Genomic DNA, 23,751 nt, shown 5'->3' with positions numbered 1-23,751 from the left:
TTGCCCCGCGATGAGGCCAATACCAACACCCTCCGAGCACAAGCTCAGACGACGAACGGCATCTGAAGAACCGATCCAGCATGAAGCTTTTTTCATTTCATCGCCGGCCCTGAGCGAGCAATCGACAGCACTTCGACCATACTCCACAATGCAACGGTTTTTTGGGGGAAACCCTTGCACAGCCAACGACATACCAACTTTTAGTGAGCCTCAACGTGAAAACTTCCCTGTCCATCCTCAGCCTGCTGCTGTTGCTCACAGGAACTGCGACCCTTCCGTCGACCGCTGCTGCACAACCCCCGGCCCAGGTTCAACGCGACCCTTCGAAACTGCACCTGGCCTCTGGCAGCGCCCTGCTGATCGACCTGAACACCAATAAGGAGTTGTACTCGAGCCACGCTGATCGCGTGGTCCCCATCGCTTCGGTCACCAAGCTGATGACCGCGATGGTGGTGCTCGATGCCAAGCAGCCCATGGACGAAATGCTCAGCATGACCATCGCCAACAACCCGGAGATGAAGGGCGTCTATTCCCGCGTTCGCTTGGGCAGCCAGCTCGATCGCCGCGAGACCTTGCTGATCACCTTGATGTCGTCGGAAAATCGCGCCGCCAACAGCCTGGCCAACCATTACCCAGGCGGCTACAACGCGTTCATCAAGGCCATGAACGCCAAGGCCCGCAGCTTGGGCATGAGCCACACCCGGTATGTCGAGCCCACCGGCCTGTCGACCTTGAACGTCTCCACTGCACGGGATCTGGCCAAGTTGCTGATGGCTTCGCGCAAGTACCCACAGTTGAGCGAGCTGTCGACCACCCGCGAAAAAACCGTGGCGTTCCGCAAGCCCAACTACACCCTGGGCTTTCGTAACACCGACCACCTGGTCAACAAGAGCAATTGGGATATCAAGCTGACCAAGACCGGCTTTACCAATGAAGCCGGGCATTGCCTGGTGCTGCTGACCAAGATGGACAACCGGCCGGTCGCGATGGTGATTCTCGATGCATTCGGCAAGTACACCCACTTTGCCGATGCCAGCCGCATGCGTCAGTGGCTGGAGACCGGCGCCGCCAAACCGGCACCTGCGGTGGCCATGCAGTACAAGGCTGAGCGGCGCAACCGCGTGGCGGCGGACTGAGCCTGTCGCGCAACAGGTGCACACGGGCCGCCCGGCGGCCCGAATCGGCTGTCACGCCTGAGTATTGACCATACCGCCCGCGCTGCTGCCGCCGGTCTTGCTCAGTGCTTCGAGCAACTGCGCGGTAGCGGCCATGATCTGGCCATTGAGCGTGGCGATACTGGCCTGCTTGGCGGTCACTGCCGCCAACTTGACGGTGTCGTCCGTCTTCTGCGCCATCAGATCAGCCAGTTGCTTCTGTTCCTCGGCCATCTGCTTTTGCAGCTGCTTGATCATTTCGCGCAACTGCTTGATGTGCGCAGGCTCACTGCTCTCTTCACTGGCGCCTGCTGCCGGCGCCTGGCCGCCCCCTGCGACTTTGCCCAGGTCTGCCTGGGCGGTTGCGCCCGCTTTCTCACCCTGCTCGGCCTCGCTCAGCTGAGCGGTTTTCGCCGCGGCCTCAAGCGAAGCATTACTGTTGATGGTAACTGCAGTAATTCCAACCATGTTCTTAACCTGCCTTGAGGTGGTCCTTGCGTTGACTCACTTATCGGCCGGGCGGTGCAGTTCTTGAGGGCGCAAGCCCAGCCAGGCAACAGGGGTCGGTAAATTCCCTGAAAGCTGGCTCGTTCCCACTGTGTATCAGGCGCAGGAGCCGGACCCCGGCAGGCGTCCACATTCGAACTTTAGGGAATCGCAGCCATGAGCCAGACCCCAGAAACAATCAAAGACCTGATCGGCGTGGGTTTCGGCCCTTCCAACCTGGCGCTGGCCATCGCCCTGGAAGAGCTTGCCCAAAGCCAAGGCCACGCGCTCGATGCGCTGTTTATCGACAAGCAACACGATTACCGCTGGCACGGTGACACCCTTGCCACCCAAAGCGAGCTGCAGATTTCCTTCCTCAAGGACCTGGTCTCGCTGCGCAACCCCACCAGCCCCTACAGCTTCGTCAACTACCTGCACCAGAAGCAGCGTCTGGCCGATTTCATCAATCTGGGCACTTTCTACCCCTGCCGCCTTGAGTACAACGACTACCTGCGCTGGGCAGCCGAGCACTTTGCGGCCCAAGCGGTGTACGGCGAACAGGTGTTGCGTATCGAGCCTGAAGTGACCGGCGGGCGGGTCGAACACCTGCGCCTGGTGTCGCGTGACGCCAATGGCCGCGAGCATAGCCGCCGCACCCGCGCGGTGGTGATCGGCAGCGGCGGCACGCCGAAGATCCCCGACAAGTTCACCGCGTTCAAGGACGACCCGCGGGTCTTTCACCACTCCAAGTACCTCAGCAGCCTGGCCAAACTGCCTTGCACCGAGGGCAAGGCAATGCGCATTGCAGTGATCGGCTCCGGGCAGAGCGCCGCCGAAGCCTTCATCGACCTCAATGACAGCTACCCCTCGGTCAAGGTCGACATGATCCTGCGCGCCACCGCATTGAAGCCCGCCGATGACAGCCCGTTCGTCAACGAGATTTTCGCCCCCGACTACACCGACCTGGTCTATAACGAACCGGCCGAGCAACGCAGCAAACTGATCGGCGAATACCACAACACCAACTACTCGGTGGTCGACCTGGATCTGATCGATCGCATCTACGGCATCCTCTATCGGCAGAAGGTTTCCCACCAGTTCCGGCATAACGTGCTATGCCGACGCAATGTCGAAGCGGTCGTGGCGACGCGCGATGGCATCGAGCTGACCTTGCGTGACCTGGCTACCGGCCATCAGCAGACCCACCGCTATGATGCAGTCATCCTCGCCACCGGCTACGAGCGTCGCTCGCACCGCGAGTTGCTGGCGCCGCTTGAAGGCTATCTGGATGACTTCAGCGCCGACCGCAACTACCGCCTGCTGGCAAGCCCAGACCTGCAAGCGTCGGTCTACCTGCAAGGTTTCTGCGAGACCACCCACGGCCTGAGCGACACCCTGCTCTCGGTATTGCCGGCACGGGCCGCAGAAATCGGCCAGGCGCTGTACAAGGATCTGGCCCGGCACGGCAATGCCCAGCCGCTAGCCGCCCTGACCGGTGCCTGAACCGCTCTGACGCTGGGCCTCGAGCCGGCATGTCGCCTCAACGCGCATGCCGGCTTGCGCTTTCTGAAACATTTGCTTGCATTTAAAAAGGCAGGATTTTGATTCTCATTCGTCCTTAATAATGCAGCCTTACAGGTTGAGCATGCGCTCGACCCTCATTTTCAGAAGATGACCGATGGCCCAATCAACCAAAACTAAGAAGTCCAAGTCCAAGCTGTGGTTTCTGGTGCACAGTTGGCTCGCCCTGCCGATCTGGTTCTTTGTCCTGATCGTCTGCTTCACCGGCATGCTCGCGGTGGTCAGCCAGGAGATCGTCTGGCTGGCCAACCCGGACGTGCGCGCCAGCAAGCCTAGCGACGATGCCCAGCGCTTGAGCTTCCAGCAGATCCTCGACGCCATGCACAAGGCCGAGCCGGAGATGGCCGTGCGCAGGCTGGTGCAGCCTGACGGCTCGCACTTTGCCCTGACCGCCAACGTCACCAATCCTGACGGCACCACACCGACGCTGTATGTGAACCCTTATACCGGTGCTATCCAGGGCAAGGTGCCCGACTTCAACTTCGAGGCGTTCACTCGCGCGTTGCATGGCTGGTGGCTGGTGCCCTTCACCAACGGCTTTAGCTGGGGCTGGTACTTGGTATCGCTGCTCGGGCTGCCGATGCTGGCATCCTTGGTAACGGGCTTGGTGGTCTACAAGAAGTTCTGGAAAGGCTTTTTCAAGCCGCTGCGCACCGGCCACGGTTCGCGCATCTTTTGGGGTGATGTGCACCGCCTGGCGGGGGTCTGGTCAATCTGGTTCATTGCGGTCATTTCTATTACCGGTATCTGGTTCCTGATCCAGGCGATCCTGTCTGACAATCACATCACCATTTCCACCGAGCCGGTGGTGCCAGTGATTTCCCGCGAAGATGTGCCGCAGACCGCTGATGGCAGCCCGGCGCCACGCATCGACCTGGATGAGGCTGCGCGCATTGCAACCACCGCTATCCCAGGCCTGGACATCAGCTTTGTGATGATGCCCGCGACGTCCTATAGCCATGTCAGCATGGGCGGACGCGGCTGGTATCCGCTGATGTACCAGACCGCCGCAGTCAACCCCTACACGCGCACCGTCGACAGTAAGTTCCTGCTAGAGGACCGCTCGACCCTGGAGTTCGTCACCGAATCGATGCGCCCGCTGCACACCGGCGACTTTGGCGGCCTGGCCATCAAGCTGGTCTGGTTCTTCTTTGGCCTGGTCCTGACCCTGATGGTCCTCAGCGGCCTGCTGATCTGGACCAAGCGCACCGCCCAGGCGACCGCCGCCGCCCTCAAGCGCAGCGAACGTGCACCTGCCTCACGCAAAGCACGCGTTGAAACCCCTGTGGAGGTCCAGCCATGAGCAAGGCCCAAGCCCTGCCCGCAAGCCCGTTGAAGCAATTCTGGCTGAAGTGGCGCTTTCACCTGAACATCCTGCTGATCCTGATTCCGCTGGGCTTTATGCCCAAGTACTTTGCCGATGCCGCGATGTTCCGGGGCGACAGCGGCCTGGGGGCCAATCAGCAAAGCGCCATCCAGGTCGGCCCGTACACCCTGGATCTGGCCGAAATGCGCGATGAAGCGCCGAGGGCGGACGGTCCGGCAGGCTATTTCAAACTGTTCAACGCAGCGCTGTGCAAAGCCTGCCTCAAAGACGTCAAGGCGGTTTACCTGCGCATAGGCAAGCCGCGCAGCCTGCGCGCTGCGGGCACCATCTTCTTTGGCGCTCCGTACCGCATGGCGACCTCACTGCCGGTGCCCCCGCGCACCAAACCTGATGCGCAGATCTGGATCACCATCGAAGGCTGGGACGGCAGCATGCACCAGGCGCCGGTGGCGCTGGCCAAAGCATCGCCGGCCACTGTGGCCTGGCTCGAAAAACAAGGAGGCAAGAAATGAAACACCTGATGCGCAGGCTGGCCCTGCCCCTGCTGCTCGTCGCTGCCGCTCCTGCCCTGGCGCACAACCCTATGTGCGAATGCGAGCCGGTCGGCAGCGACCAGATCAAATGCACCGGCGGTTTCTCCGATGGTAGCGGCGCACCGGGTGTGACCCTGGATGTCATCGGCTATGACGAGCAGGTGCTGGTCGGCAGCAAACTGGGCGATGACTCGACCCTGACCTTCAAGCGCCCGGATGGCGAGTTCTATGTGCTGTTCGATGCCGGCCCAGGCCATGTGGTTGAAGTCGACTATGCCGATATAGGCGAGCCATGAGCCGCGCCCAGGTCATCCGCCCGGCCGGTGCCGGGCACGAAACGCTGTATGTACTGCTGAGCGCACTGTTGATCATGCTGCTGGCGGCCACAGTGGTCGGGCTGCGCGGCGAACGCGAGGACGAGGTCAGCATCGCCAGCCACCAGATCGATGCCCGCCGCGACCTGAATGCCGCCGAACAAGGTGTATTCACCGACCTATGGGTAGCGTTTGACGAGATTCAGATGCTGCGGGAAGAAAACGCTGCAGCGCCAGCGGTCGCCGCGCTCGCCGAAGAAGGTCTGCCGCCCTTCGTCAACGATGCCAGCAGCGACAGCCGTGGCCGTCATCAGTGGCAGTGGCTTGCCGCAGGCGCTTACCTGGGAAGCAGCCAGGACGCCCAGGTGGCCGGCAGCTTCCTGCTGATTCTGCCGGCTAACGCCGATGGCCAGGCCGACGTCTGGCTGCGCCGCGACAGCGCAGCGCTGGTACCGGACGATCTGGGCCATGAAGCACTGATCGCCGCCGGCTGGCAGCAAATCGTCAGCCACTACGACGCCGGGGTCACCCGCCAACACCGTCACTGAATCCAAGGACTCCCCCATGCTGCGCTCCGTCTTCGTTCGCCGCGTCTTCGCCCTGCTCCTGGCCTGCGCCCTGCCGGCCCTGGCCCAGGCCGAGAACGGCCAACCCCTGCGAATCGGCATTACCCTGCACCCTTACTACAGCTACGTGAGCAACATCGTCGGCGACAAGGCCGAGGTGGTGCCGCTGATTCCGGCCGGGTTCAATCCACACGCCTACGAGCCGCGCGCCGAGGACATCAAGCGCATCGGCACCCTGGACGTGATCGTGCTCAATGGCGTCGGCCACGATGACTTTGCCGACCGGATGATCGCCGCCAGCGAAAAACCGCAGATCAAGACCATCGAATCGAACGCCAACGTGCCGTTGCTGGCCGCCACCGGCATCGCTGCACGCGGCGCCGGCAAGGTGGTCAATCCGCACACCTTCCTGTCGATCAGCGCCACCATCGCCCAGGTCAACAACATCGCCCGCGAGCTGGGTAAGATCGACCCGGACAACGCCAAGTTCTACACGCAGAACGCCCGCGCCTATGCCAAGCGCCTGCGCAAGCTGCGCGCCGACGCCCTGGCCAAGGTGACCGAGGCGCCCAATGCCGAGTTTCGCGTGGCCACCATCCACGCCGCCTATGACTACCTGGTGCGCGACTTTGGCCTGGAAGTCACTGCCGTGGTCGAGCCGGCCCATGGTATCGAACCCAGCCCTGCGCAGCTGAAGAAGACCATCGACCAGCTCAAGGCACTGGACGTCAAGGTGATCTTCTCGGAGATGGACTTCCCCTCCGCCTACGTCGAAACCATCCAGCGTGAATCCGGCGTGCACCTGTACCCGCTGACGCACATTTCCTACGGCGAATACACCAAGGAAAAATACGAGGTGGAGATGAAGCGCAACCTCGATACCGTGGTCAAGGCCATCCAGGAGAACCGCGCATGACGGCGGCGGCCAACCTCACCGTCGCCAGCGGACCGCGCATCGAGTTTGCCGGCATCGACCTGACCCTGGGCCGCACGCGCATTCTTGAGCAGGTCGCGTTCAACGTCGCACCAGGCAGCGTGCACGCCATCGTCGGGCCCAATGGTGGCGGCAAAAGCTCGTTGATCAAGACCTTGCTCGGGCAAATGCCCCATCAAGGGCAGCTGACCTTGCATTGGCCAAGCGAACAAGAAGTGATCGGCTACGTGCCCCAGGCATTGGAGTTCGATCGGGGCCTGCCGATGACCGTGGACGACTTCATGGCCGCCATGTGCCAGCGCCGCCCGGCCTTCCTCGGCTTGTCGCGGCGTGTGCAACCGGCCATCGACGCAGCCCTGGCGCGGGTCGGCATGCTCGACAAGCGCAAACGGCGCATGGGCGCGCTCTCTGGCGGCGAGCGCCAGCGCGTGCTGCTGGCCCAAGGGTTGATCCCTGAGCCGCAATTGCTGGTGCTGGACGAGCCGATGTCGGCCTTGGACGAGGCCGGCATCCAGGTGTTCGAGCAGCTGCTGCACAGCTGGCGCCAGGCCGGCACCACCGTGCTATGGATCGAGCACGACCTGGAAGCGGTGCTGCGCCTGGCCGATCGGGTCACCGGACTGAACCGCAAGGTGCTGTTCGACGCCCCGCCGGCACAGGCCCTGACCCCAGAACGCCTGCTCGGGCTGTTCTCCGTTCACCCCCGCAGCGAGAGCCTCGCCTGATGAGCTTTGAAGCCTTCCGCCAACTGGTCCAGGAATGGGCCAGCGCTGGCTACTTACCGGAGGCGCTGGCCTACGGTTTCGTGATCAATGCCCTGATCGCCGGCCTGATGATCGGCCCGGTGCTGGGCGGCCTGGGCACCCTGGTGGTGGTCAAGCGTTTTGCCTTCTTCTCCGAAGCAGTCGGCCACGCCGCCTTGACCGGGGTGGCCATCGGCATCCTGCTCGGCGAGCCCTACACCGGCCCCTATGGCAGCCTGTTCGGCTACTGCCTGTTGTTCGGCATCCTGCTCAACTTCCTGCGTAACCGCACCGGGCTGTCGCCGGACACCCTGATCGGGGTGTTCTTGTCGGTGTCGCTGGCGCTTGGTGCAAGCCTGCTGTTGATGCTGGCGGGCAAAATCAACGTGCACATTCTGGAAAACGTGCTGTTCGGCTCGGTGCTGACGGTCAGCGCCCAGGACCTGGTGGTGCTGGGGATCGTTGCGATCCTGGTGCTGGCCTTGGCCCTGCCGCTGTACAACCGGATCATGCTGGCCAGCTTCAACCCGCAGCTGGCGGCGGTGCGTGGGGTTGCGGTAAAGACCCTGGACTACCTGTTCGTGTTACTGGTGACCCTGGTCACCGTGGCCTCGGTGAAGGTCATTGGCGCCATCCTGGTCGGCGCGCTGCTGGTGATCCCCGCCGCTGCCGCACGCCTGGTGAGCCAGTCGCTCAAGGGCTTTTTCTTCATCTCGGTAGTGATCGCGACCTTGAGCACCTTGTGCGGCATCCTGCTGCCGATCGTCTTCGACCTGCCGGTGCCGTCGGGCGCTGCGATCATCCTGGTCGCCGGTGTCTGCTTCGCCCTCGCCGCGCTGGCCCGCGCACTCGTCCCCCGCCTGCAAGGAAACCCGGCATGACCCTGAACCTCAAGCATCTGACCCTGGCCCTCGCCCTAACTGGCCTGCCTGGCCTGGCACTGGCGGCGCAACCTGCCGCGCGCGCGCCAAGCAGCGCCACCACCAGCGTGCTGACCACCTTGCCGGTGACCCACAGCCTGGCCGCCAGCCTGCTCGACGGCACCTCGGTGCAGCTCAAGCGCGCCGCACCGGCCAACCTACCGGCGACCCGCCAGCCTTCGTACTTCAGCGGGCGTGGCGGGGCAAGCCTGCACAAAGCCGCGCAGCAGGCCGATGCGGTGATTGGCCTGCGCTCGATCTGGCGCGATGACCCGCTGTATCCGATGGCCCGGCGCAGCAACATCCGCATCGTCGAGATCGATGCAGCACGCCCGGTCGATGGTGCACTACCCGGCATCGCGGTACAGGGTGACGATGCCTTTGCCGGTTATCCATGGCTCAACCCGACCAACCTGGGGCGCATGGCCGATGTCATGGCCAATGACCTGGAGCGCCTGTCGCCCGCGGACAAGGACAAGATCCAGGCCAACCTCGCCACCCTCAAGCGGCAGATGCTGGAACTGATTTCAAGCAGCCAGAGCCGCTTGGCCGAAGCTGACAATCTCAGCGTGGTCAGTTTGTCGGAACGCCTGGGCTATCTGGCCAGCGGGCTGAACCTGGATGTGGTCGATCAGCCGCTGCCGGCCGAGGACAAGTGGGACGAGGCGGCGCTCAAGGCCTTGGCCGATAACCTCAAGGGCCAGGACGTGGCGCTGGTGCTGCACCACCGCCAACCTGATCCGGCTGTGGCCGAGGTGATCAAAGCCGCTGGTGCCAAGCTGCTGGTGGTCGATAGCGATGCGCAAGATACCCTGGCCGGGCTCAAAGCCAGTGTCGAGCAGGTGGTCGGGGCATTGAGCCAAGGCTGATAGATGTTCAGAGGCCCTCAAGAGCCTCTTCGGCGGCGCCGCAAAAGCCCAGAGGCCAATGGCGCGCCGCCGAGCTATCGCCTCATACAGCGCTCATAGCGCTCATCCACCCGCCCTGCAAACCACGCCGTGGTCAGCTTGCGGGTTATCTTCGGGCTCTTGAGCTCGATCCCCGGCAACACCGCCCGTGGCACTTGCTTGCCCGCCTTGGCATCGGCCATGGCAAACACCCCGCGATACAGCTCGGTTTGTTCAAATTCAAGGCTGTCGCTCTCCTCCAACTGGCTGCGAATCTGGGTATTGCGCAGGCCAAGCTGGCGCCCCAGTTTGCGCGCTGCCTGCTCGGTGCTGCCGGGCATGATGGCCCCCGGGGCGATCAAGTCGCCATCCAGCGCCAATGTGATCCCCGTCACCTGGCTCAAGGCTGCCTGGAACGCCGCGTCGCGGCTGGCATACCAACCGGCATTGAAGTCGGCGAAGCGATACAGCTGGCGCTGGTAGTTGGCCGGATAGCCCAACAGATGAGCGATGCCGAAATACATGCCGCCGCGCCGACTGAACACTTCCTGGCGAATCGTCCCGGCATAGCTATACGGGTAGTCCTTGGCATGGCGTTCGGCAAACGCGATGCTGACCTGCATCGGCCCGCCGGTGTGCACTGGGTTGAGGCCATCGAGCAAGGTGCGCCCAAGCGGCAGTCCGGCGATGAAATCATCGAACAGCGCACTCAGTTGCTTTTCACTGCGCACGGCGAGCAGGCGTTGCTGGTAGGTCTTGCCGTTGGCAGAGGGGGTATTCAACGCGCCATCGACCAGCAGCCGGGGAATGTGCAGGCGGGCTGCCCGTCGATCGATCTCCTGGCGTGCGATCCGGCCAAGATTGGGCACTTGCGGGTCAGCGCTGAAGGTCGACTCCTGCTCGGTCACCGCCAAGACTGCGCAGAGATTGCTCTTGCTTGCGCTGATGTGCTGGGCTTGAAAGGCGGTTTGGATGTCCTGCGCCCAGCCCTGGCGGTCCTTGACCTGGGCAGGCAGCAGGCGCATCAACTGGGCACGTACCTGGGCAGGGTCAGCAGCCTGTTGTTCCTCGCGCCGCCCGGCACAACCCTGGAGCAGCGCCAGCACCATCAGCCCTGCCATTGCAATACGCGCGTTCAGGGCTGCTCACCGACCAGGTAGGTCTTGCTGATGTGGCGGAACAGCGGATGGCTGGCACTGCCCATCAGCTCGAACAGCACCATTTCGCCAGTGACCAGCTGGGCGCCAGCATCGCGCATGCGCGCAAGGCCTGCGGCTTTATTGGCCGGGGTGCGGCTGTCGCAGGCGTCCTCGACCACGAATACCTGCTTGCCCAGCGCACGTAGGCCCAGCACGGTCTGCAGCACGCAGACATGGGTTTCCATTCCACAGACGATCACCTGCTCACGCTCAAGCAGACTGGCCGGCAAGCATTGCGCGGCCACACAGGAGAAGTGGTTTTTCTCGACGATCTGGGCGCCAGGCGAGGCAGCCTTGAGCTCAGCCAAGGTCGGCCCGAGGCCTTTGGGGTACTGCTCGGAAATTACTGTCGGCAGCCCCAGCTCAGCGCTCGCCGCGAGCAGCCAGCGTGCCCGGGCGCGCGTGCCCTGTGGATCGCTCATGGCGCCGATGAGCTTTTCCTGGATGTCGACCACCAACAGCGTGGCCTTGTGCGGATCGATCAGCATTGTCAGCCTCTTGCCCGGGAAAAGCTCAAGCCTCGCCCATGCAAGAGACGCCGTCAATCAAGCGCTCAGGCGATGCGATTCGAGCGCTTGGGCCAACACGGCCAGGACTCGATCCTCGTGCTCATGAATGAAGAAGTGTCCGCCAGGGAAGGTCTGCAAGGAAAACTCAGCCAGCGTTTCCTGGCCCCAGGCCAACAGTTGCTCTTCACTGGCCCGGTCATCTGCACCGCCCAAAACATGCAGCGGGCAGCGCAACGCTGGCCGCTGACGGTAGGCATAGTGACCACACAGCAGGAAGTCGGCGCGCAGAATGGGCAGGGTCAGGCTCATCAGTTCAGCATTGGCCAAGACCTCTTCCGGGGTTCCTTGCAGCTCGCGCAGCTCGGCGATCAACTCGTCGTCGCTTTTCGCAACACGCCAGTTCTTGCCGTCGTAGTCCTCGCGCCGGGTCGGCGCCGCAGTGCCGCAGGCAAACAACGCCAGCGGCGGCGCACAGCCCAGTGCCTGCAACTCATGGGCAAGCTCGAAGGCCAGCAGCGCGCCCAAGCTATGGCCAAGCAACGCGTAGGGCGTGCTGGCGGCCAGGCGCTGCTCGCTGGCAAGCTGCCTGGCCAGGGCCTGCATGTCGGTGTGCAAGGCTTCGCCCATGCGCGCACCGCGCCCAGGCAGCTCAACCGGACGCACCTGCAACCAGGCCGGCAGCTTGCGCCGCCAGCGGTTGTAAACCATGGCGCTGGCACCGGAGTAAGGCAGGCACAACAGATTCACTGCAGTCACCGATAACGTCTCACTGGGCCACGGCTTCTGCCATCTTCTGGCGCAGGCTCAACGGACGCATGTCAGTCCAGACTTCATCGATGTAGGCCAGGCAGTCCTTTTTCAGTCCGCTCTTGCCAGCGGCGCGCCAGCCGGCGGGGATCGCCTTGTAGTCGGGCCAGATCGAATACTGCTCTTCGTGGTTGACCACTACCTGGAACACGATGTCGTCGCGGTCGAATACGGAAGTCATTGCCTGTCTCCTTGAATGATGAAGGCCGCTACGCACCCGGCGCAGGGCGGCTCTTCACTAAACGTAGGAAGCTTCAGAAAAATTAGTCACCTCAGCCCTACACTGTGCCTTTGCAAACGCCGTCGATGATGGCATATATCGTTGTCCTACCTTACCCAGCCCACCCTGGAGTCATCAGCATGCTTGGCGTGACCGACTACGGCGCATTCGTGATCGCGTTCCTCATCCTCCTGGCCATCCCTGGGCCGGGTAACTTCGCCTTGATCACCGCCACCGGCAAAGGCGGCATCAAGGGTGGCCTGGCGGCGACTTTCGGAGTGATTCTCGGTGACCAGGTGTTGATGTGGCTGGCGGTGGCCGGCGTCGCGACCCTGCTGGCAACCTACCCTGCAGCCTTCCACGTGGTGCAGTGGGCAGGCGCCGCCTACCTGGCCTGGCTGGGCTTGCGCATGGTCTTCAGCAAACCAGGCGGTGCACCACGGGAAAGCCGCATGGACAACGGTCGCTACCTGCGCCAGACCATGCTGATCACCTTGCTCAATCCCAAGGCGATCATGTTCTACATGGCGTTCTTCCCGCTGTTCATCGACCCGGTGCGCCACCAAGGCGTCGTGACCTTCGCCTTCATGGCAGTGACGGTAGCGGCGCTGACCTTGCTCTATGGCCTGGTCGCCGTGCTGTTGACCCATCACCTGGCCGAGCGCATGCGCGCCAGCCCCAAGGTGTCGAACCTGCTCGAGCGGTTGGCCGGGGCATGCCTGGTCGGGTTTGGCATCAAATTAGCGGCGATGCGCTAGGCATCACGCAGCAGGTCGTGAACGTCGAGCAGCCGGTAAGCGACTTCAGGATTACGCTCCAGCCCCCGCCGAATCGCTGCGGGGATGGCCTGGCGGGTCTTGCGGCACAGGCCGGGTTGCTCGGCCAGTTCGATGACGATACCGCGCATGGTGCGCACTTCGTTGTGACCAGGGACAATGCTCAGGCGAATGCCCAGCTGATCGTACATGCGCAGTTGCAAGCGGTGCAGGTCGTCCAGGTCCTTGAGGTTTTCCAAGCGTTCGAGCAGGCGTTTTTCTTCCTGGCGAGTGAGCAGCAGAATACGCTGCGCGTTGGCAGGGCATTGCTCCAGGCGTTCGCGACCACAGATGCAGGCGCCTGGCGGGCAGGGTTGGCGTAGGGAGGGGCTGGTCATGGGAAAAGCATAGCCGTCCTGCACGAGTTATCAGCGCAGGCTAGCCCAGTCACTGCTCAGCGCACAATTGGAAGAAGCGTGCTGCCACCCGCGACGGCGTTGCGGCATGCGGCATCAGTATCGAGAACCGTCGCGTCAGGGGCTCAGGAGCAATGCGCAACTGACGCAGCGCACCATCTTCATGGCGGATCGACATCGCCGAGACAAAGCCTACCCCCATCCCCGCGCGCACCGCCTCCTTGACCCCTTCCACCCCGGCAATCTCCAGCCCCACGCGCATCGCCACACCGCAGCGGGCAAAAGCCCGCTCGACCAGTTGGCGTACGCCGGAGCCGCTTTCGCGCAGCACCAGCGGGTAGTTACCAAGCGCCTGCAAGGTCTGCGCTTGGCCAGCTGCGGCCAGCGGATGATCACTGGGCACGATGGCGACGATCTCGTCCTCGCGCCAGGCAGTGACACGCGTGCCCAATGGCAGCTCCTGCCCCGGTGGTCCCTCGATCAAGGCGATGTCCAGTGAGCCCAGCGCTGCGACGATCTCGGCGGTGTTGCCGTTTTCCGTGGTGACCACGACGTCTGGATAGCGCTGGCGGAAATCGGCGATCAGATAAGGCAACAGATAGCTGGCCGGGGTGGTGCTGGCGCCAATGCGCAGGGTACCGCGCTCCAGGCCGCGCAGTGCATCTCGCAGCGCCTGGGCCTGGTGGAAGGTTTCGCGCAGCCGTTGGGCATGGCCGAGCAGTTGCTCGCCCGCTGCGGTCAGGCGTACACCGCGTCCGGCACGCTGGTACAGCGGCTCGCCAAACTCCTCCTGCAACAGCTTGAGCTGGCCGGATACGGCAGGCTGCGACAAATGCAGGGCGAGTGCTGCATGACTGATGTTGCCATGCTCGGCAACAGTGGCGAAGGTTATCAGCTGATCTGGGGTCATCCTTTGAAAATATCAGCTTAGCGGATACTTGCCATCCCCAATGACGATTTTTTATAAGCTTATAACCGAATTAACCTAAGGCCATCTCAGCAATACCTCGATCGGAGGACACACCATGGCCACGGTCCCAGCCACCCCCAGCCTTGCGCCTACCCACGATACCCGCGGGCGGCTCAATGGCATTTTGTTTGTCGCCTTGTTCGCTCTGGCAGTTACCCAACTGGCCGCCCTGCCCTTTTTTGCCAACCTGGGCATCAGCCCGCTGATCGTCGGCATCATCGCTGGCGCCCTGTACGGCAACGCACTGCGCCAGGGAGTGCCGCCCAGTTGGGCGGCCGGCATCAATTTTTCCGCACGCGGCCTGCTGCGTATCGCCGTGGCATGGTTCGGCCTGCGCGTGAGTTTGCAGGAGATTGTTCAGGTCGGTTGGTCGGGGCTGACGGTGTCGCTGCTGATCGTCTCCAGCACCCTGCTGATTGGCCTTGGGGTGGGGATGAAGCTGTTCAAGCTCGATCGCGATACGGCCTTGCTCACCGCCGCCGGCAGTGCCATCTGTGGCGCTGCGGCCGTGCTCGCGTTCGAATCGGCGCTGCGTTCCAAGCCGCACAAGAGCGCCATGGCGGTCGGCAGCGTGGTGCTGTTCGGCACCCTGTCGATGCTGCTTTACCCGCTACTGATCAACAGCGGCTGGGTGCAACTCGATACGCTCGGCGCGGGGCTGTTTTTCGGTGGCACCCTGCATGAGGTGGCACAGGTGGTGGGCGCTGCCAGCAATGTCAGCCCTGAAGTGACCCATGTCGCGACCATCGTCAAGATGACTCGGGTAATGCTGCTGGTACCGGTGTTGCTGGTGGTGGGCGTGTGGATCAGCCGGGCGAAACACCCAGGCCAGGCCGAAGGCAATGGCAAGATCCCTGTCCCATGGTTTGCCTTTGGCTTCCTCGCCCTGGTGCTGGTCAATTCGCTGCAGATCCTGCCAAGCGGCGCGGTCAGCGCGATCAACCAGCTCGACACCTTCGCCCTGACCATGGCCATGACCGCCCTGGGAATGGAGACCCGCCTCAGCCAGATCCGCCAGGCCGGCCCGCGCGCGCTGGCAACTGGGGCGATCCTCAACCTGTGGCTGGTGGTCGGTGGCCTGGCCATCACCCTCGGTGTCCAACGGCTGTTGGGATGATCAACGGGGGCAGGTTTTTCCCTGCCCCTCTCGTTGCGGCGCAAAATTGTCGGTATGGTGTTGGCTAAGTAGGAGTTTTACATGCACAGGAAAGACTTAGATGCCCCAACGCAATGTAATCAATGCATCCGTCAGCCCCAAAGGCAGCCTCGAAACGCTGTCGCAACGTGAAGTCCAGCAACTGAGTGAAGTCGGTACCGGCAGTCTCTACACCCTGTTCCGTCAATGCGCCCTGGCAATCCTCAACACCGGCGCGCATGTCGACAACGCCAAGACCATCCTTGAAGCCTACAAAGACTTCGAAGTCCGTATCCATCAGCAAGATCGCGGAGTACGCCTGGAGCTGCTCAACGCCCCAGCCGATGCCTTCGTCGATGGCGAGATGATCGCCAGCACCCGCGAAATGCTGTTCAGCGCCCTGCGCGATATCGTCTACACCGAAAGCGAGCTGGCCAGCCAGCGCATCGACCTGGAGAGCTCCCAGGGCATCACCGACTACGTCTTCCACCTGCTGCGCAACGCCCGCACCCTGCGCCCGGGCGTGGAGCCGAAGATGGTCGTGTGCTGGGGCGGTCACTCGATCAGCACCGAGGAATACCAGTACACCAAGAAGGTCGGCCACGAGCTGGGCCTGCGCAAGCTGGACGTCTGCACCGGCTGCGGTCCGGGCGTGATGAAGGGGCCGATGAAGGGCGCCACCATTGCCCACGCCAAGCAGCGCATGCATGGCAGCCGCTACCTGGGCCTGACCGAGCCGGGCATCATTGCCGCCGAAGCGCCCAACCCGATCGTCAACGAGCTGGTGATCCTGCCCGATATCGAGAAGCGTCTGGAAGCCTTCGTGCGGGTTGGCCACGGCATCATCATCTTCCCCGGCGGCGCCGGTACGGCAGAAGAGTTCCTCTACCTGCTGGGCATTCTCATGCACCCGGACAACCACGACTTGCCATTCCCGGTCGTGCTGACCGGCCCACGCAGTGCTGAGGCCTATCTGCAACAGTTGCACGCCTTTGTCGGCGCGACCCTGGGCGAAGCGGCCCAGCAGCACTACCAGATCATCATCGATGACCCGGCCGAAGTCGCCCGGCAGATGGTCGAGGGGCTCAAGGCGGTCAAGCAGTTCCGCCGTGAGCGTAACGATGCATTCCACTTCAACTGGCTGTTGAAGATCGAAGAAGGCTTCCAGCGTCCCTTCGATCCTACCCACGAGAACATGGCCAACCTGGCCCTGCGCCGTGAGCTACCGGCGCATGAGCTGGCGGCCAACTTGCGCCGGGCGTTCTCCGGGATCGTCGCCGGTAACGTCAAGGACAACGGCATCCGCCTGATCGAGGAGCATGGGCCCTATCAGATTCGCGGTGACAGTGCGGTGCTCGATCCGCTCGGACGGCTGTTGCAGGCGTTCGTTGATCAGCACCGGATGAAGTTGCCGGGTGGCGCGGCTTATGTGCCGTGCTATCAGGTTGTGACCTGATCGTTTTAGCCCCTCCACTGGCCTCATCGCTGCGACCTGTCCCGCGATGAGGCTGGCCCGCCGTGTTTGTACGATTCCGCAACACTCTGCTGACATTTCCTACGCTGAGCAGTGAACCTGCCTTGAAAAAAAAGGTCTTTCGCTGACGGTCAATTCACCGACCGGTTCATGGGTCCATTCACCGGGCCTGCTTCTGTCCAGTTTCAGCGAAGACCAACATGCCTGACTCCCGCCAAACCCTCCCTGCCCTGCGTGGCAGCCTGATCGCTGCCCTGATCGCCCTCGCCGCCCCTGTGCATGCCGAACAACCGAGCAGTGATGCGCGCTGGGTCAGCGACAGCCTGAGCACCTACGTGCGCAGTGGCCCGACCAACGGCCATCGCATCGTCGGCACCCTCAAGGCAGGGCAAAAGGTCACCTTGATCGGCAGCCAGGGCGAGTACAGCCAGGTGCGCGGCCAGAGCGGCGATCTGGTGTGGATTCTCAACAGCGACCTGCAAGCCGTTCCTGGCCAGGCCGAGCGCTTGCCACAGCTCGATAGCGAAGTGGCGCAGCTGTCCGAACAGCTCAAGACCATCGATGACAGCTGGAAAGCCCGCGTGCAGGGTATGCAAGAAACCTTGGATTCGCGCAAGGCGCTGATCGATGAGCTGGAAAAGCGCAACAAAGGCCTCAACGAGCAGCTCGACCAGGCCCAGTCGAGCCTGCGCGACACCCAGGCGCGCCTGGGTGACGAGAACAAGCAAGTGATGATGCGCTACATGGTCTACGGCGGCAGCATTGCCGGCGCCGGCCTGCTACTGGGCCTGATCCTGCCGGCCCTGACCCGCGGCCGCAAGCGCAACGACCGCTGGTTCTGAGGCCGCGAGCGGCTGGTTGGTCACCCCGAACGGCACATGGACCGAAGGCACTACAGTGCGTGTGCCGCTCAGATGACCCGACTGGTCGTCGAAAAAGATATGCGGCTTGAGCACCTGCAACACCCGGCGCTTCTCGATGCCGCCGAGGAAGAACGCATCGTTGGCCATCACGCCCCAGCTCTTGAGGGTATTGAGCGCACGCTCGTGCGACGGCGCGTTGCGCGCGGTGACGATCGACACGCGCATACGATTGGCGTAACCGGGGTGCTCCAGCTTGTACTGCTCCTCGGCCGCCTGGATCCGCGCAATGCGCACGAAAAACTCCTTGAGCGGCCCTGGATTATGCGGCTGGGTGACGTTGGTCACTTCATGGGCATGAAAGCCCAGCAGGCCATCGCGCTGCATCACCGCTTCTGATTCATCGCCAGCCAGCACGCCATCGAAGTCGAAAGCGATGCGCAGGCCGTCATCGCTTTCATCGTCATCGAACTGCGAATCGAGCACCTGCCCGGCCGGATAGCCGGCCTGGATCGCGGCGTCCACATGCTGCTTGTCGGCGGACAGGAACAAGGCAATGTTCAACGCCGGAATGTACTCGTAAGGCGAACGCCCCTGCATGAAGATGGCGCGGGTCATGTTCAAGCCGTAATGCTCGATGGTCTTCATGACCCGCAGCCCGGTGTCGGGGTCGTTCTGCGACAAAAGCACCACCTCTACCAGCGGGTCTTGCGGGTCGGCGCACAGGTCATTGAGCGCCAACAGGCGCTTGATGAACGGATAGGCAATGCCGCGCGCCAGCGGCACGTGCATGTTCTGCTGCTGGTACAGGCGATACTGCGCCTCGCCTTCGTGGCGAAACACCGCATCGCAGGCACTGAGGTCGAAAACCGCGCTCGAGGCCACGCCAATCACCAGGCGGTCGTCAATTTCATAAGCCATGGGGCATTCCTTTTGCGATGAGCGTGCACAGCTGTTCAGTCACGCGGCTGGCCCTCCAGGCGCGAGCCCCAGTCTTCGACCTGTCGCTGTTCCAGGCGCCGCTGCAAGGTCTTGCGCCAGGACGGCACCAGCGGCAATGCCAGGCATTGGCTGAGCAGCTCGGTCTCCAGGCGCTTGTCGAACAACACCGCCGATAGCCGCGCGACCGACCAGTCGGCATAGGGTCGTTCGACCAAGTGCAGCTCATCGCCCGCCTCGACCTCGCCCTCCTCCAACACCCGGTAATACCAGCCAGTACGCCCACTCTGCTGCACCCGCAAGGCCATCTGCGCGACGTCGAATCGATCATTGAGTTTCCAGCACGGCATGCGCCCCTGGGAGATTTCCAACAAGGCCGTGCCTACGCGGATGCGATCACCCAGACAGACATCCGCCTCGCGCCAACCGACGCTGCTGAAGTTTTCGCCAAACGCCCCCGGCTGCTTCAACAAGGCATGCTCACCCAGTTCGGCCAGCCAGTCTGGATAATGATCGCGGGGGTAATGATGAATGGCTTTTTCGACCCCGCCATGCACCCGTAAGTCGCCTTGCTCATCGCCTTCGATACCGAGCAAGGTCACTTTCAACCGGCCCTGCCGAGGCTGTTTGTCGATACCGCTGCGTGAGCCGGGGCGGGTAAACGGCACGGCAACACCGGTGAGCAGGCTGTCGAGGATGGGCTTGGCCAGGTTCATGCGCAGTCTCGTGGGAGTCGGCAAACGGCCAGCTTACAGGAGACTGCAGCGCCGCCGAAATGCAAGCGACGCTGCAGCGGCATTAGCGCTACTTGCCGCGCGCGGTGTTGTAGATGGTCTTGGCGCGGTCGGCCGAGGCCTGGCACTTCTGCATGTCGCCAGCCATCTGGGCTTCCTTGGCCTGTTTGAGCAGGGCGCGAAACTCATCGACCTTGCCGCCATGCAGCGCCGCGCCGTCGGCGGAGTGGATGGATTCAAGGTCCTTGATCTTGGCGTCGCAGTTCTCCGCTGGGCCATCCTGGGCAACCGCGGCAACACTCAGAACAGATGCAATCACAAACAGTGTCATGGATTTCATGGAGAGGTCTCCTGGGGAAAAACCGGGACTACTGGCGTACTGCTGACGACCTGGGGCGCGCTGCGGCCCCTCAGGCACAGCGAAAAGCATAGTCGTGCAGCGCTTGCCAGCAATGGCCTTCGGCCAGACGGCAGTGCCGCTGCCAGCACTTTTTTCACATTTGCTTCACCGTCCTCCAACACGCCGCTGCCTAGAGTGCCGCCATTGTTTTGCCAAGGCCTATATCTAGCCGATGCCCCAGTACATCGATCAGCGGCGTGCCCGGATAAAAGAAGAAAAAACGCTATGAGAATTCTGGTTATCGAGGACCACCGCGACATTCATGACAACCTGGTCGAGTTTCTCCAACTCAGGGGCCACAGCGTCGAGGGCGCACTGGATGGTCTGACCGGGCTGCACCTGGCCGCTTCCAGGCGCTATGACGCCATCTTGTTGGACATCATGCTGCCTGGCATCGACGGCAACCAGATCTGCCAGAGCCTGCGCCAGCATTCAAGGTCGGACGTGGCGATCGTCATGCTCAGTGCCCGCGACGAATTGGACGACCGCCTCACCGGTTTCAAAGTCGGCGCCGACGATTACATCGTCAAGCCCTTCGCCATGTCTGAGGTGCTGGCGCGCATTCAAGCGGTGGTGGCCCGGCGCCAGACCCGCAACAGCCGCGTGCTGGTGGTGGCCGATTTGCGCTTTGACCTCGATACCCTGGAAGTGACCCGTGGCGACAGCGTCTTGAAGCTCAAGCCGACCAGCCGCAAGCTGCTGGAACTGCTGATGCAGAAAAGCCCGGGGGTGGTGAAACGCACCGAACTGGAAGCACGCATCTGGGGACGCGAGGCTACCCAGCGTGAGAATCTGCGCAGCAATATCCACATTCTCAGGGGGGTGATCGACAAGGGCTTCGACAGCCCGCTGTTGCATACCGTGCATGGCCTGGGCTATCAGCTGTGCAAGAAAGACTAGCCGTGGTCCTGGGCAAGCAGATAATCGATGAACACGCGCAGCCGCGAAGGCATATGGCGGGCATGCGGGTAGATCAGCATGAACGGTCGCCAGGTGCCGCCGAACTCAGCTAGCACCTCCTGCAACTCGCCGCTGTCGAGCGCCGCCTGCACGGTGAAGCGATACGCCTGCATCAGCCCGGCACCGTGGCGCACCAGGGTGGTGGTGGCGAGAAAATCCCCCAAGCAGGCCAGAATCTTACTGGCGCAGCCGCTGCAAAGCCTGCAACACATACCCCGTGGCGCGCTCCACCTCACCCTCGCGGCAGGCTATCCCAAGCTGGCGCCACAACCCCGGCCGCACTGGCCTGCGCGTTACCCGCCGATCCAACTCGGCGGCCTCCCCTTCCTGCGGCAACAGGGTCGCCCCATACCCCGCCGCCACCAGGCTCTTGATCGCATCGTTGAAATTCAGCTCGATCCGCGCCTCTGGGTACAAGCCGGCCGCGGCAAACCACTCCGAGGTAACCCGCGACAGCTGGGTACCGCTGTCATTGAGAATCAACGCCCGCTGCGCCAGCCACGCCGGTGTAACCCGTGCAGGCGGGTGCCAGTCGCTGGGTACGTAGGCCATGATCGGGTCGCGTCGCCAGGGTGTGATCCGCACGCCACGGCCGGCGAGCTGGGGCAAGGCCACTAGACCGATATCCAGGCTGCCCTCGCGCAACCGTGCCAAGGACGCCCCAGAGGTCAGCACCTGTACCTGCACATCGATTCCAGGATGCTCGACCCGCAACACCTGCAGTGCCTGCGGCAGCAAATGGGCAATGGCCCCGGTCGAAGCGCCCAGGCGCACCCGCCCGGTCAGGCCCTCGACCTGTCGACGTACCTCATCCAGCGCCAGGTCGGCATCGGCCAGCAGGCGCCGGGCGCGCTCCAGCAAGGTCTCACCGACTGCCGTCGGCCGCACCTGACCACGGGTGCGCGTGAGCAACGGCGCACCGACGCGCGTCTCCAGTTCGGCGACATGCAGGCTGATGGTCGGCGGCGCCAGGTTGAGCTGGCGGGCGGCTTCGGCAAATGAGCCGAGGTCGGCAATTACCACCAGGGTGCGTAGACGGTCGAGGCTGATTTCACGCATGGTTGTCGTTCAGGATTAATGAATATCAGCATCATGATATTCAAATTTTCTTTCGTCCAGCCACAAGCGAGGATACGCCCATCGCCCTTTCCCACGGATTCTGAACATGACCCAACCTCTGGTTTTCATCGACGGTGACCAAGGCACCACCGGCCTGCAAATCCATGCCCGCCTGCAAGGGCGCAACGACCTGCGCCTGCTGACCTTGCCCGAGGCCGAGCGCAAAGACCGGCAACGGCGCAGCCAAGCGATCAACAGCGCCGACATTGCCCTGCTGTGCCTGCCCGACGCCGCCGCCATCGAAGCGGTTGGCGCAATAGAAAATCCGCAGGTGCGGGTTATCGATGCAAGCTCCGCGCACCGCACCACGCCAGGCTGGGTCTACGGCCTGCCCGAACTGGATGCGCAACAACCTGAACGTATCGCCAAGTCCAAGCGCGTAAGCAACCCCGGTTGCTACCCAACCGGCGCGATCGCCCTGCTGCGGCCGTTGATCCAGGCCGGGCTGCTGCCTGCCGACTATCCGTTCACGGTCCAGGCCATCTCAGGCTATTCAGGCGGTGGTCGCGCGGCAGTAGAGCGTCACGAGCAGCACCGCGAGGGCAAGCTGCCGACCCTGCAACTGTACGGCCTGGAGCTGGCCCACAAGCACGTCCCGGAGATCGAGCAGCACGCAGGGCTCAGCGCGCGCCCGGTATTCCTGCCGGGTTATGGCGACTATCGCCAGGGCATCGTGCTGAGCATTGCCGTGCAGCTGCGCCTGCTTCCCGGCAAGGTCAGCGCCGAGCACCTGCAAGCCTGCCTGGAGCAGCACTACCAGGGCGCCCGTCACGTGCAGGTGATGCCCCTGCACCAACACGGCCCTGCCGCTGCGCTCGACCCCGAAGCGCTGAACGATACCAACGATCTGCGCCTGGCCTTGTTCGCCAACCCTGAACACGGTCAGGTCGTGCTCACTGCGGTGTTCGACAACCTCGGCAAGGGCGCCTCGGGCGCTGCGGTGCAGAACCTTGACCTGATGCTCGCCGCGCTCGAGGAACGAGGCCGTTTCGGTAAAACCGGGTAGAATGTTCACCCCGTGCCACACCTGGCACGGGGTGTTTCTGCCAGCCGGAGCCTTACCCGCGATGTTCATCCTCCGCCGCCTCGACAGCGTGCCGCCCGAATCCTTCCAGAATCAGATCCGCCAACTGGTGATCGATCACGTCGGTGAGCTGAGCAGTGTCGCCATCAGCAAGGACAATCCGCTGTACCCGCTGTATCAATACGGCGTCGGCCTGGAAGTGCACCAGTACCTGCAAGCGATGGACGGCACCCGCGGCCTGGCGGTGCAGCTACTGCTCGCCCTGGATGCCGAGGCGCCAGACCAACTGCTCGGCTTCGCCCTCGCCCTGCCCGCCCAGGACAACCCGCAAGCCTGCGTGCTGGCGTTTCTGGCGGTACTGCCCAGCCATCGCCGCCAGGGAATTGCCCGCGGTTTGCTGGCTGACCTGCAATCACGTTACACGTGCGTCGAGCTCAATGCGTTCGCAGGTTGTGTGCCGTGGTTCGAGCAGATGGGCATGCAGGTAGTGGCGGCCAGCGGACCGCAGGTATTGATGAGCAGTACTGGCCAGGCCAGTGGGGCGTTGGTCGGCAGGCTGGATATTGCGCCGATCTACCAGACACTGGAGGTGCGCCAGATTCATGCGTACTTGCTCAAGCAGCAAGGCGAAGACGCGATGATCGAGGCCGAGCAGTCGCGCGATGAGCGGCTGGATCAGTTGGCAGAGCAGGCGCAAGCGTGTGTCAGGCAGCGCAAGACCGTGCATTGATGTGCCCTCTTCGCGGGCTTGCCCGCGAAGAGACCAGCGAAAACGATATCAACCC

The 23,751-nt window shown here is 63.0% G+C and carries 28 protein-coding genes and 1 pseudogene; 17 read left to right on the top strand and 12 right to left on the bottom strand.

Annotated features, from left to right (window positions below):
- The first annotated feature begins 215 nt into the window (after positions 1 to 215).
- On the top strand, positions 216 to 1,136 hold the full coding sequence (gene pbpG / locus OIU19_RS06900) for a D-alanyl-D-alanine endopeptidase (protein WP_186553514.1): 921 nt from the start codon (positions 216 to 218) through the stop codon (positions 1,134 to 1,136).
- A 51-nt stretch (positions 1,137 to 1,187) separates the two neighbouring features.
- On the opposite strand, the gene OIU19_RS06895 is transcribed toward pbpG, so the two are convergent.
- Positions 1,188 to 1,622 (bottom strand): hypothetical protein, encoded by a 435-nt coding sequence (locus OIU19_RS06895; RefSeq protein ID WP_264234387.1) that lies wholly within the window; start codon positions 1,620 to 1,622, stop codon positions 1,188 to 1,190.
- 195 nt (positions 1,623 to 1,817) lie between these two features.
- On the opposite strand from OIU19_RS06895, the gene OIU19_RS06890 reads away from it, so the two are divergent.
- From OIU19_RS06890 to OIU19_RS06850, 9 genes are all read left to right on the top strand, one after another.
- The gene (locus tag OIU19_RS06890) at positions 1,818 to 3,143 is read left to right on the top strand and encodes a lysine N(6)-hydroxylase/L-ornithine N(5)-oxygenase family protein (protein WP_264234386.1); all 1,326 of its coding nucleotides are present in this window, start codon (positions 1,818 to 1,820) and stop codon (positions 3,141 to 3,143) included.
- 175 nt (positions 3,144 to 3,318) lie between these two features.
- Positions 3,319 to 4,524: a PepSY domain-containing protein gene (locus OIU19_RS06885; protein ID WP_264234385.1), complete on the top strand. Its 1,206-nt coding sequence runs from the start codon at positions 3,319 to 3,321 to the stop codon at positions 4,522 to 4,524.
- Positions 4,521 to 5,060, top strand: a complete 540-nt coding sequence (locus OIU19_RS06880) for a thiamine pyrophosphate-binding protein (protein WP_186553518.1) — start codon at positions 4,521 to 4,523, stop codon at positions 5,058 to 5,060. Before OIU19_RS06885 ends, OIU19_RS06880 begins: the two co-directional genes overlap by 4 nt.
- On the top strand, positions 5,057 to 5,377 hold the full coding sequence (locus OIU19_RS06875) for a hypothetical protein (RefSeq protein WP_186553519.1): 321 nt from the start codon (positions 5,057 to 5,059) through the stop codon (positions 5,375 to 5,377). Before OIU19_RS06880 ends, OIU19_RS06875 begins: the two co-directional genes overlap by 4 nt.
- Positions 5,374 to 5,943: a DUF6162 family protein gene (locus tag OIU19_RS06870; protein WP_264234384.1), complete on the top strand. Its 570-nt coding sequence runs from the start codon at positions 5,374 to 5,376 to the stop codon at positions 5,941 to 5,943. Before OIU19_RS06875 ends, OIU19_RS06870 begins: the two co-directional genes overlap by 4 nt.
- Positions 5,944 to 5,959: 16 nt before the next feature.
- Positions 5,960 to 6,877 (top strand): metal ABC transporter substrate-binding protein, encoded by a 918-nt coding sequence (locus tag OIU19_RS06865; protein ID WP_264234383.1) that lies wholly within the window; start codon positions 5,960 to 5,962, stop codon positions 6,875 to 6,877.
- Positions 6,874 to 7,620: a metal ABC transporter ATP-binding protein gene (locus OIU19_RS06860; protein WP_264234382.1), complete on the top strand. Its 747-nt coding sequence runs from the start codon at positions 6,874 to 6,876 to the stop codon at positions 7,618 to 7,620. The genes OIU19_RS06865 and OIU19_RS06860 overlap by 4 nt, the downstream gene beginning before the upstream one ends.
- A complete protein-coding gene (locus OIU19_RS06855) occupies positions 7,620 to 8,519 on the top strand; it encodes a metal ABC transporter permease (protein ID WP_264234381.1) in 900 nt (299 codons plus the stop codon). The genes OIU19_RS06860 and OIU19_RS06855 overlap by 1 nt, the downstream gene beginning before the upstream one ends.
- Positions 8,520 to 8,521: 2 nt before the next feature.
- On the top strand, positions 8,522 to 9,427 hold the full coding sequence (locus OIU19_RS06850; RefSeq protein ID WP_264234644.1) for a metal ABC transporter substrate-binding protein: 906 nt from the start codon (positions 8,522 to 8,524) through the stop codon (positions 9,425 to 9,427).
- A gap of 74 nt (positions 9,428 to 9,501) precedes the next feature.
- On the opposite strand, the gene OIU19_RS06845 is transcribed toward OIU19_RS06850, so the two are convergent.
- Genes OIU19_RS06845 through OIU19_RS06830 form a run of 4 tightly spaced genes read right to left on the bottom strand, consistent with a single transcriptional unit; the run spans position 9,502 to position 12,141 of the window.
- On the bottom strand, positions 9,502 to 10,566 hold the full coding sequence (locus OIU19_RS06845) for a DUF1615 domain-containing protein (protein WP_319004498.1): 1,065 nt from the start codon (positions 10,564 to 10,566) through the stop codon (positions 9,502 to 9,504).
- Between the two features lie 14 nt (positions 10,567 to 10,580).
- Positions 10,581 to 11,132, bottom strand: a complete 552-nt coding sequence (locus OIU19_RS06840) for a hydrolase (protein WP_264234380.1) — start codon at positions 11,130 to 11,132, stop codon at positions 10,581 to 10,583.
- Positions 11,133 to 11,189: 57 nt separating this feature from the next.
- Positions 11,190 to 11,909 carry a thioesterase II family protein gene (locus tag OIU19_RS06835; RefSeq protein ID WP_264234379.1) on the bottom strand — a complete coding sequence of 240 codons (720 nt, stop codon included), beginning with the start codon at positions 11,907 to 11,909 and terminating at the stop codon, positions 11,190 to 11,192.
- A 10-nt stretch (positions 11,910 to 11,919) separates the two neighbouring features.
- Positions 11,920 to 12,141: an MbtH family protein gene (locus OIU19_RS06830; RefSeq protein ID WP_186553527.1), complete on the bottom strand. Its 222-nt coding sequence runs from the start codon at positions 12,139 to 12,141 to the stop codon at positions 11,920 to 11,922.
- 179 nt (positions 12,142 to 12,320) lie between these two features.
- Between OIU19_RS06830 and OIU19_RS06825 the strand changes: the two genes are divergently transcribed.
- Positions 12,321 to 12,938, top strand: coding sequence for a LysE family transporter (locus OIU19_RS06825; protein WP_264234378.1), 618 nt, complete (start codon positions 12,321 to 12,323; stop codon positions 12,936 to 12,938).
- Here OIU19_RS06825 and OIU19_RS06820 read toward each other — a convergent pair.
- Together OIU19_RS06820 and OIU19_RS06815 are read right to left on the bottom strand one after the other, a co-directional pair.
- Positions 12,935 to 13,333 (bottom strand): hypothetical protein, encoded by a 399-nt coding sequence (locus OIU19_RS06820; protein WP_264234377.1) that lies wholly within the window; start codon positions 13,331 to 13,333, stop codon positions 12,935 to 12,937. The genes OIU19_RS06825 and OIU19_RS06820 overlap by 4 nt on opposite strands.
- Before the next feature lie 49 nt (positions 13,334 to 13,382).
- Positions 13,383 to 14,261 carry a LysR family transcriptional regulator gene (locus tag OIU19_RS06815; RefSeq protein WP_264234376.1) on the bottom strand — a complete coding sequence of 293 codons (879 nt, stop codon included), beginning with the start codon at positions 14,259 to 14,261 and terminating at the stop codon, positions 13,383 to 13,385.
- A gap of 115 nt (positions 14,262 to 14,376) precedes the next feature.
- Between OIU19_RS06815 and OIU19_RS06810 the strand changes: the two genes are divergently transcribed.
- The 3 genes from OIU19_RS06810 to OIU19_RS06800 all read left to right on the top strand — a co-directional run bounded on the left by OIU19_RS06810 (position 14,377) and on the right by OIU19_RS06800 (position 17,772).
- Complete coding sequence (locus tag OIU19_RS06810) at positions 14,377 to 15,438, top strand: YeiH family protein (protein WP_264234375.1); 1,062 nt, start codon at positions 14,377 to 14,379, stop codon at positions 15,436 to 15,438.
- A gap of 100 nt (positions 15,439 to 15,538) precedes the next feature.
- A complete protein-coding gene (gene ppnN / locus OIU19_RS06805; RefSeq protein WP_186553532.1) occupies positions 15,539 to 16,912 on the top strand; it encodes a nucleotide 5'-monophosphate nucleosidase PpnN in 1,374 nt (457 codons plus the stop codon).
- Positions 16,913 to 17,130: 218 nt separating this feature from the next.
- Positions 17,131 to 17,772: a TIGR04211 family SH3 domain-containing protein gene (locus OIU19_RS06800; RefSeq protein WP_264234374.1), complete on the top strand. Its 642-nt coding sequence runs from the start codon at positions 17,131 to 17,133 to the stop codon at positions 17,770 to 17,772.
- On the opposite strand, the gene OIU19_RS06795 is transcribed toward OIU19_RS06800, so the two are convergent.
- The 3 genes from OIU19_RS06795 to OIU19_RS06785 all read right to left on the bottom strand — a co-directional run bounded on the left by OIU19_RS06795 (position 17,710) and on the right by OIU19_RS06785 (position 19,803).
- Positions 17,710 to 18,711: a 5'-nucleotidase gene (locus tag OIU19_RS06795; RefSeq protein ID WP_264234373.1), complete on the bottom strand. Its 1,002-nt coding sequence runs from the start codon at positions 18,709 to 18,711 to the stop codon at positions 17,710 to 17,712. The two genes, OIU19_RS06800 and OIU19_RS06795, sit on opposite strands and share 63 nt — an antisense overlap.
- 35 nt (positions 18,712 to 18,746) lie before the next feature.
- A complete protein-coding gene (locus OIU19_RS06790) occupies positions 18,747 to 19,445 on the bottom strand; it encodes an MOSC domain-containing protein (protein ID WP_264234372.1) in 699 nt (232 codons plus the stop codon).
- An 88-nt stretch (positions 19,446 to 19,533) separates the two neighbouring features.
- Positions 19,534 to 19,803, bottom strand: a complete 270-nt coding sequence (locus tag OIU19_RS06785; RefSeq protein ID WP_264234371.1) for a hypothetical protein — start codon at positions 19,801 to 19,803, stop codon at positions 19,534 to 19,536.
- Positions 19,804 to 20,088: 285 nt separating this feature from the next.
- Here OIU19_RS06785 and OIU19_RS06780 point away from each other — a divergent pair, with 285 nt between their 5' ends.
- Entirely contained in the window at positions 20,089 to 20,763 is a 675-nt protein-coding gene (locus tag OIU19_RS06780) for a response regulator transcription factor (RefSeq protein WP_264234370.1), read from the top strand.
- On the opposite strand, the pseudogene OIU19_RS06775 reads toward OIU19_RS06780, so the two are convergent.
- Both OIU19_RS06775 and OIU19_RS06770 read right to left on the bottom strand, forming a co-directional pair.
- A pseudogene (locus OIU19_RS06775) lies at positions 20,760 to 20,990 on the bottom strand (LysR substrate-binding domain-containing protein); the annotation flags it as partial. The gene OIU19_RS06780 and the pseudogene OIU19_RS06775 sit on opposite strands and share 4 nt — an antisense overlap.
- A 10-nt stretch (positions 20,991 to 21,000) precedes the next feature.
- Positions 21,001 to 21,882 (bottom strand): LysR family transcriptional regulator, encoded by an 882-nt coding sequence (locus OIU19_RS06770; RefSeq protein WP_264234369.1) that lies wholly within the window; start codon positions 21,880 to 21,882, stop codon positions 21,001 to 21,003.
- 106 nt (positions 21,883 to 21,988) lie between these two features.
- Here OIU19_RS06770 and argC point away from each other — a divergent pair, with 106 nt between their 5' ends.
- The gene (gene argC / locus OIU19_RS06765; RefSeq protein ID WP_264234368.1) at positions 21,989 to 22,948 is read left to right on the top strand and encodes an N-acetyl-gamma-glutamyl-phosphate reductase; all 960 of its coding nucleotides are present in this window, start codon (positions 21,989 to 21,991) and stop codon (positions 22,946 to 22,948) included.
- Between the two features lie 61 nt (positions 22,949 to 23,009).
- Positions 23,010 to 23,696: a GNAT family N-acetyltransferase gene (locus OIU19_RS06760; RefSeq protein WP_264234367.1), complete on the top strand. Its 687-nt coding sequence runs from the start codon at positions 23,010 to 23,012 to the stop codon at positions 23,694 to 23,696.
- Positions 23,697 to 23,751 lie beyond the last annotated feature (55 nt).

This window comes from Pseudomonas sp. BT-42-2 (genome assembly GCF_025847435.2).
GTDB lineage: Bacteria > Pseudomonadota > Gammaproteobacteria > Pseudomonadales > Pseudomonadaceae > Aquipseudomonas > Aquipseudomonas urmiensis.
This window is presented reverse-complemented; position numbering and strand designations above follow the sequence as displayed.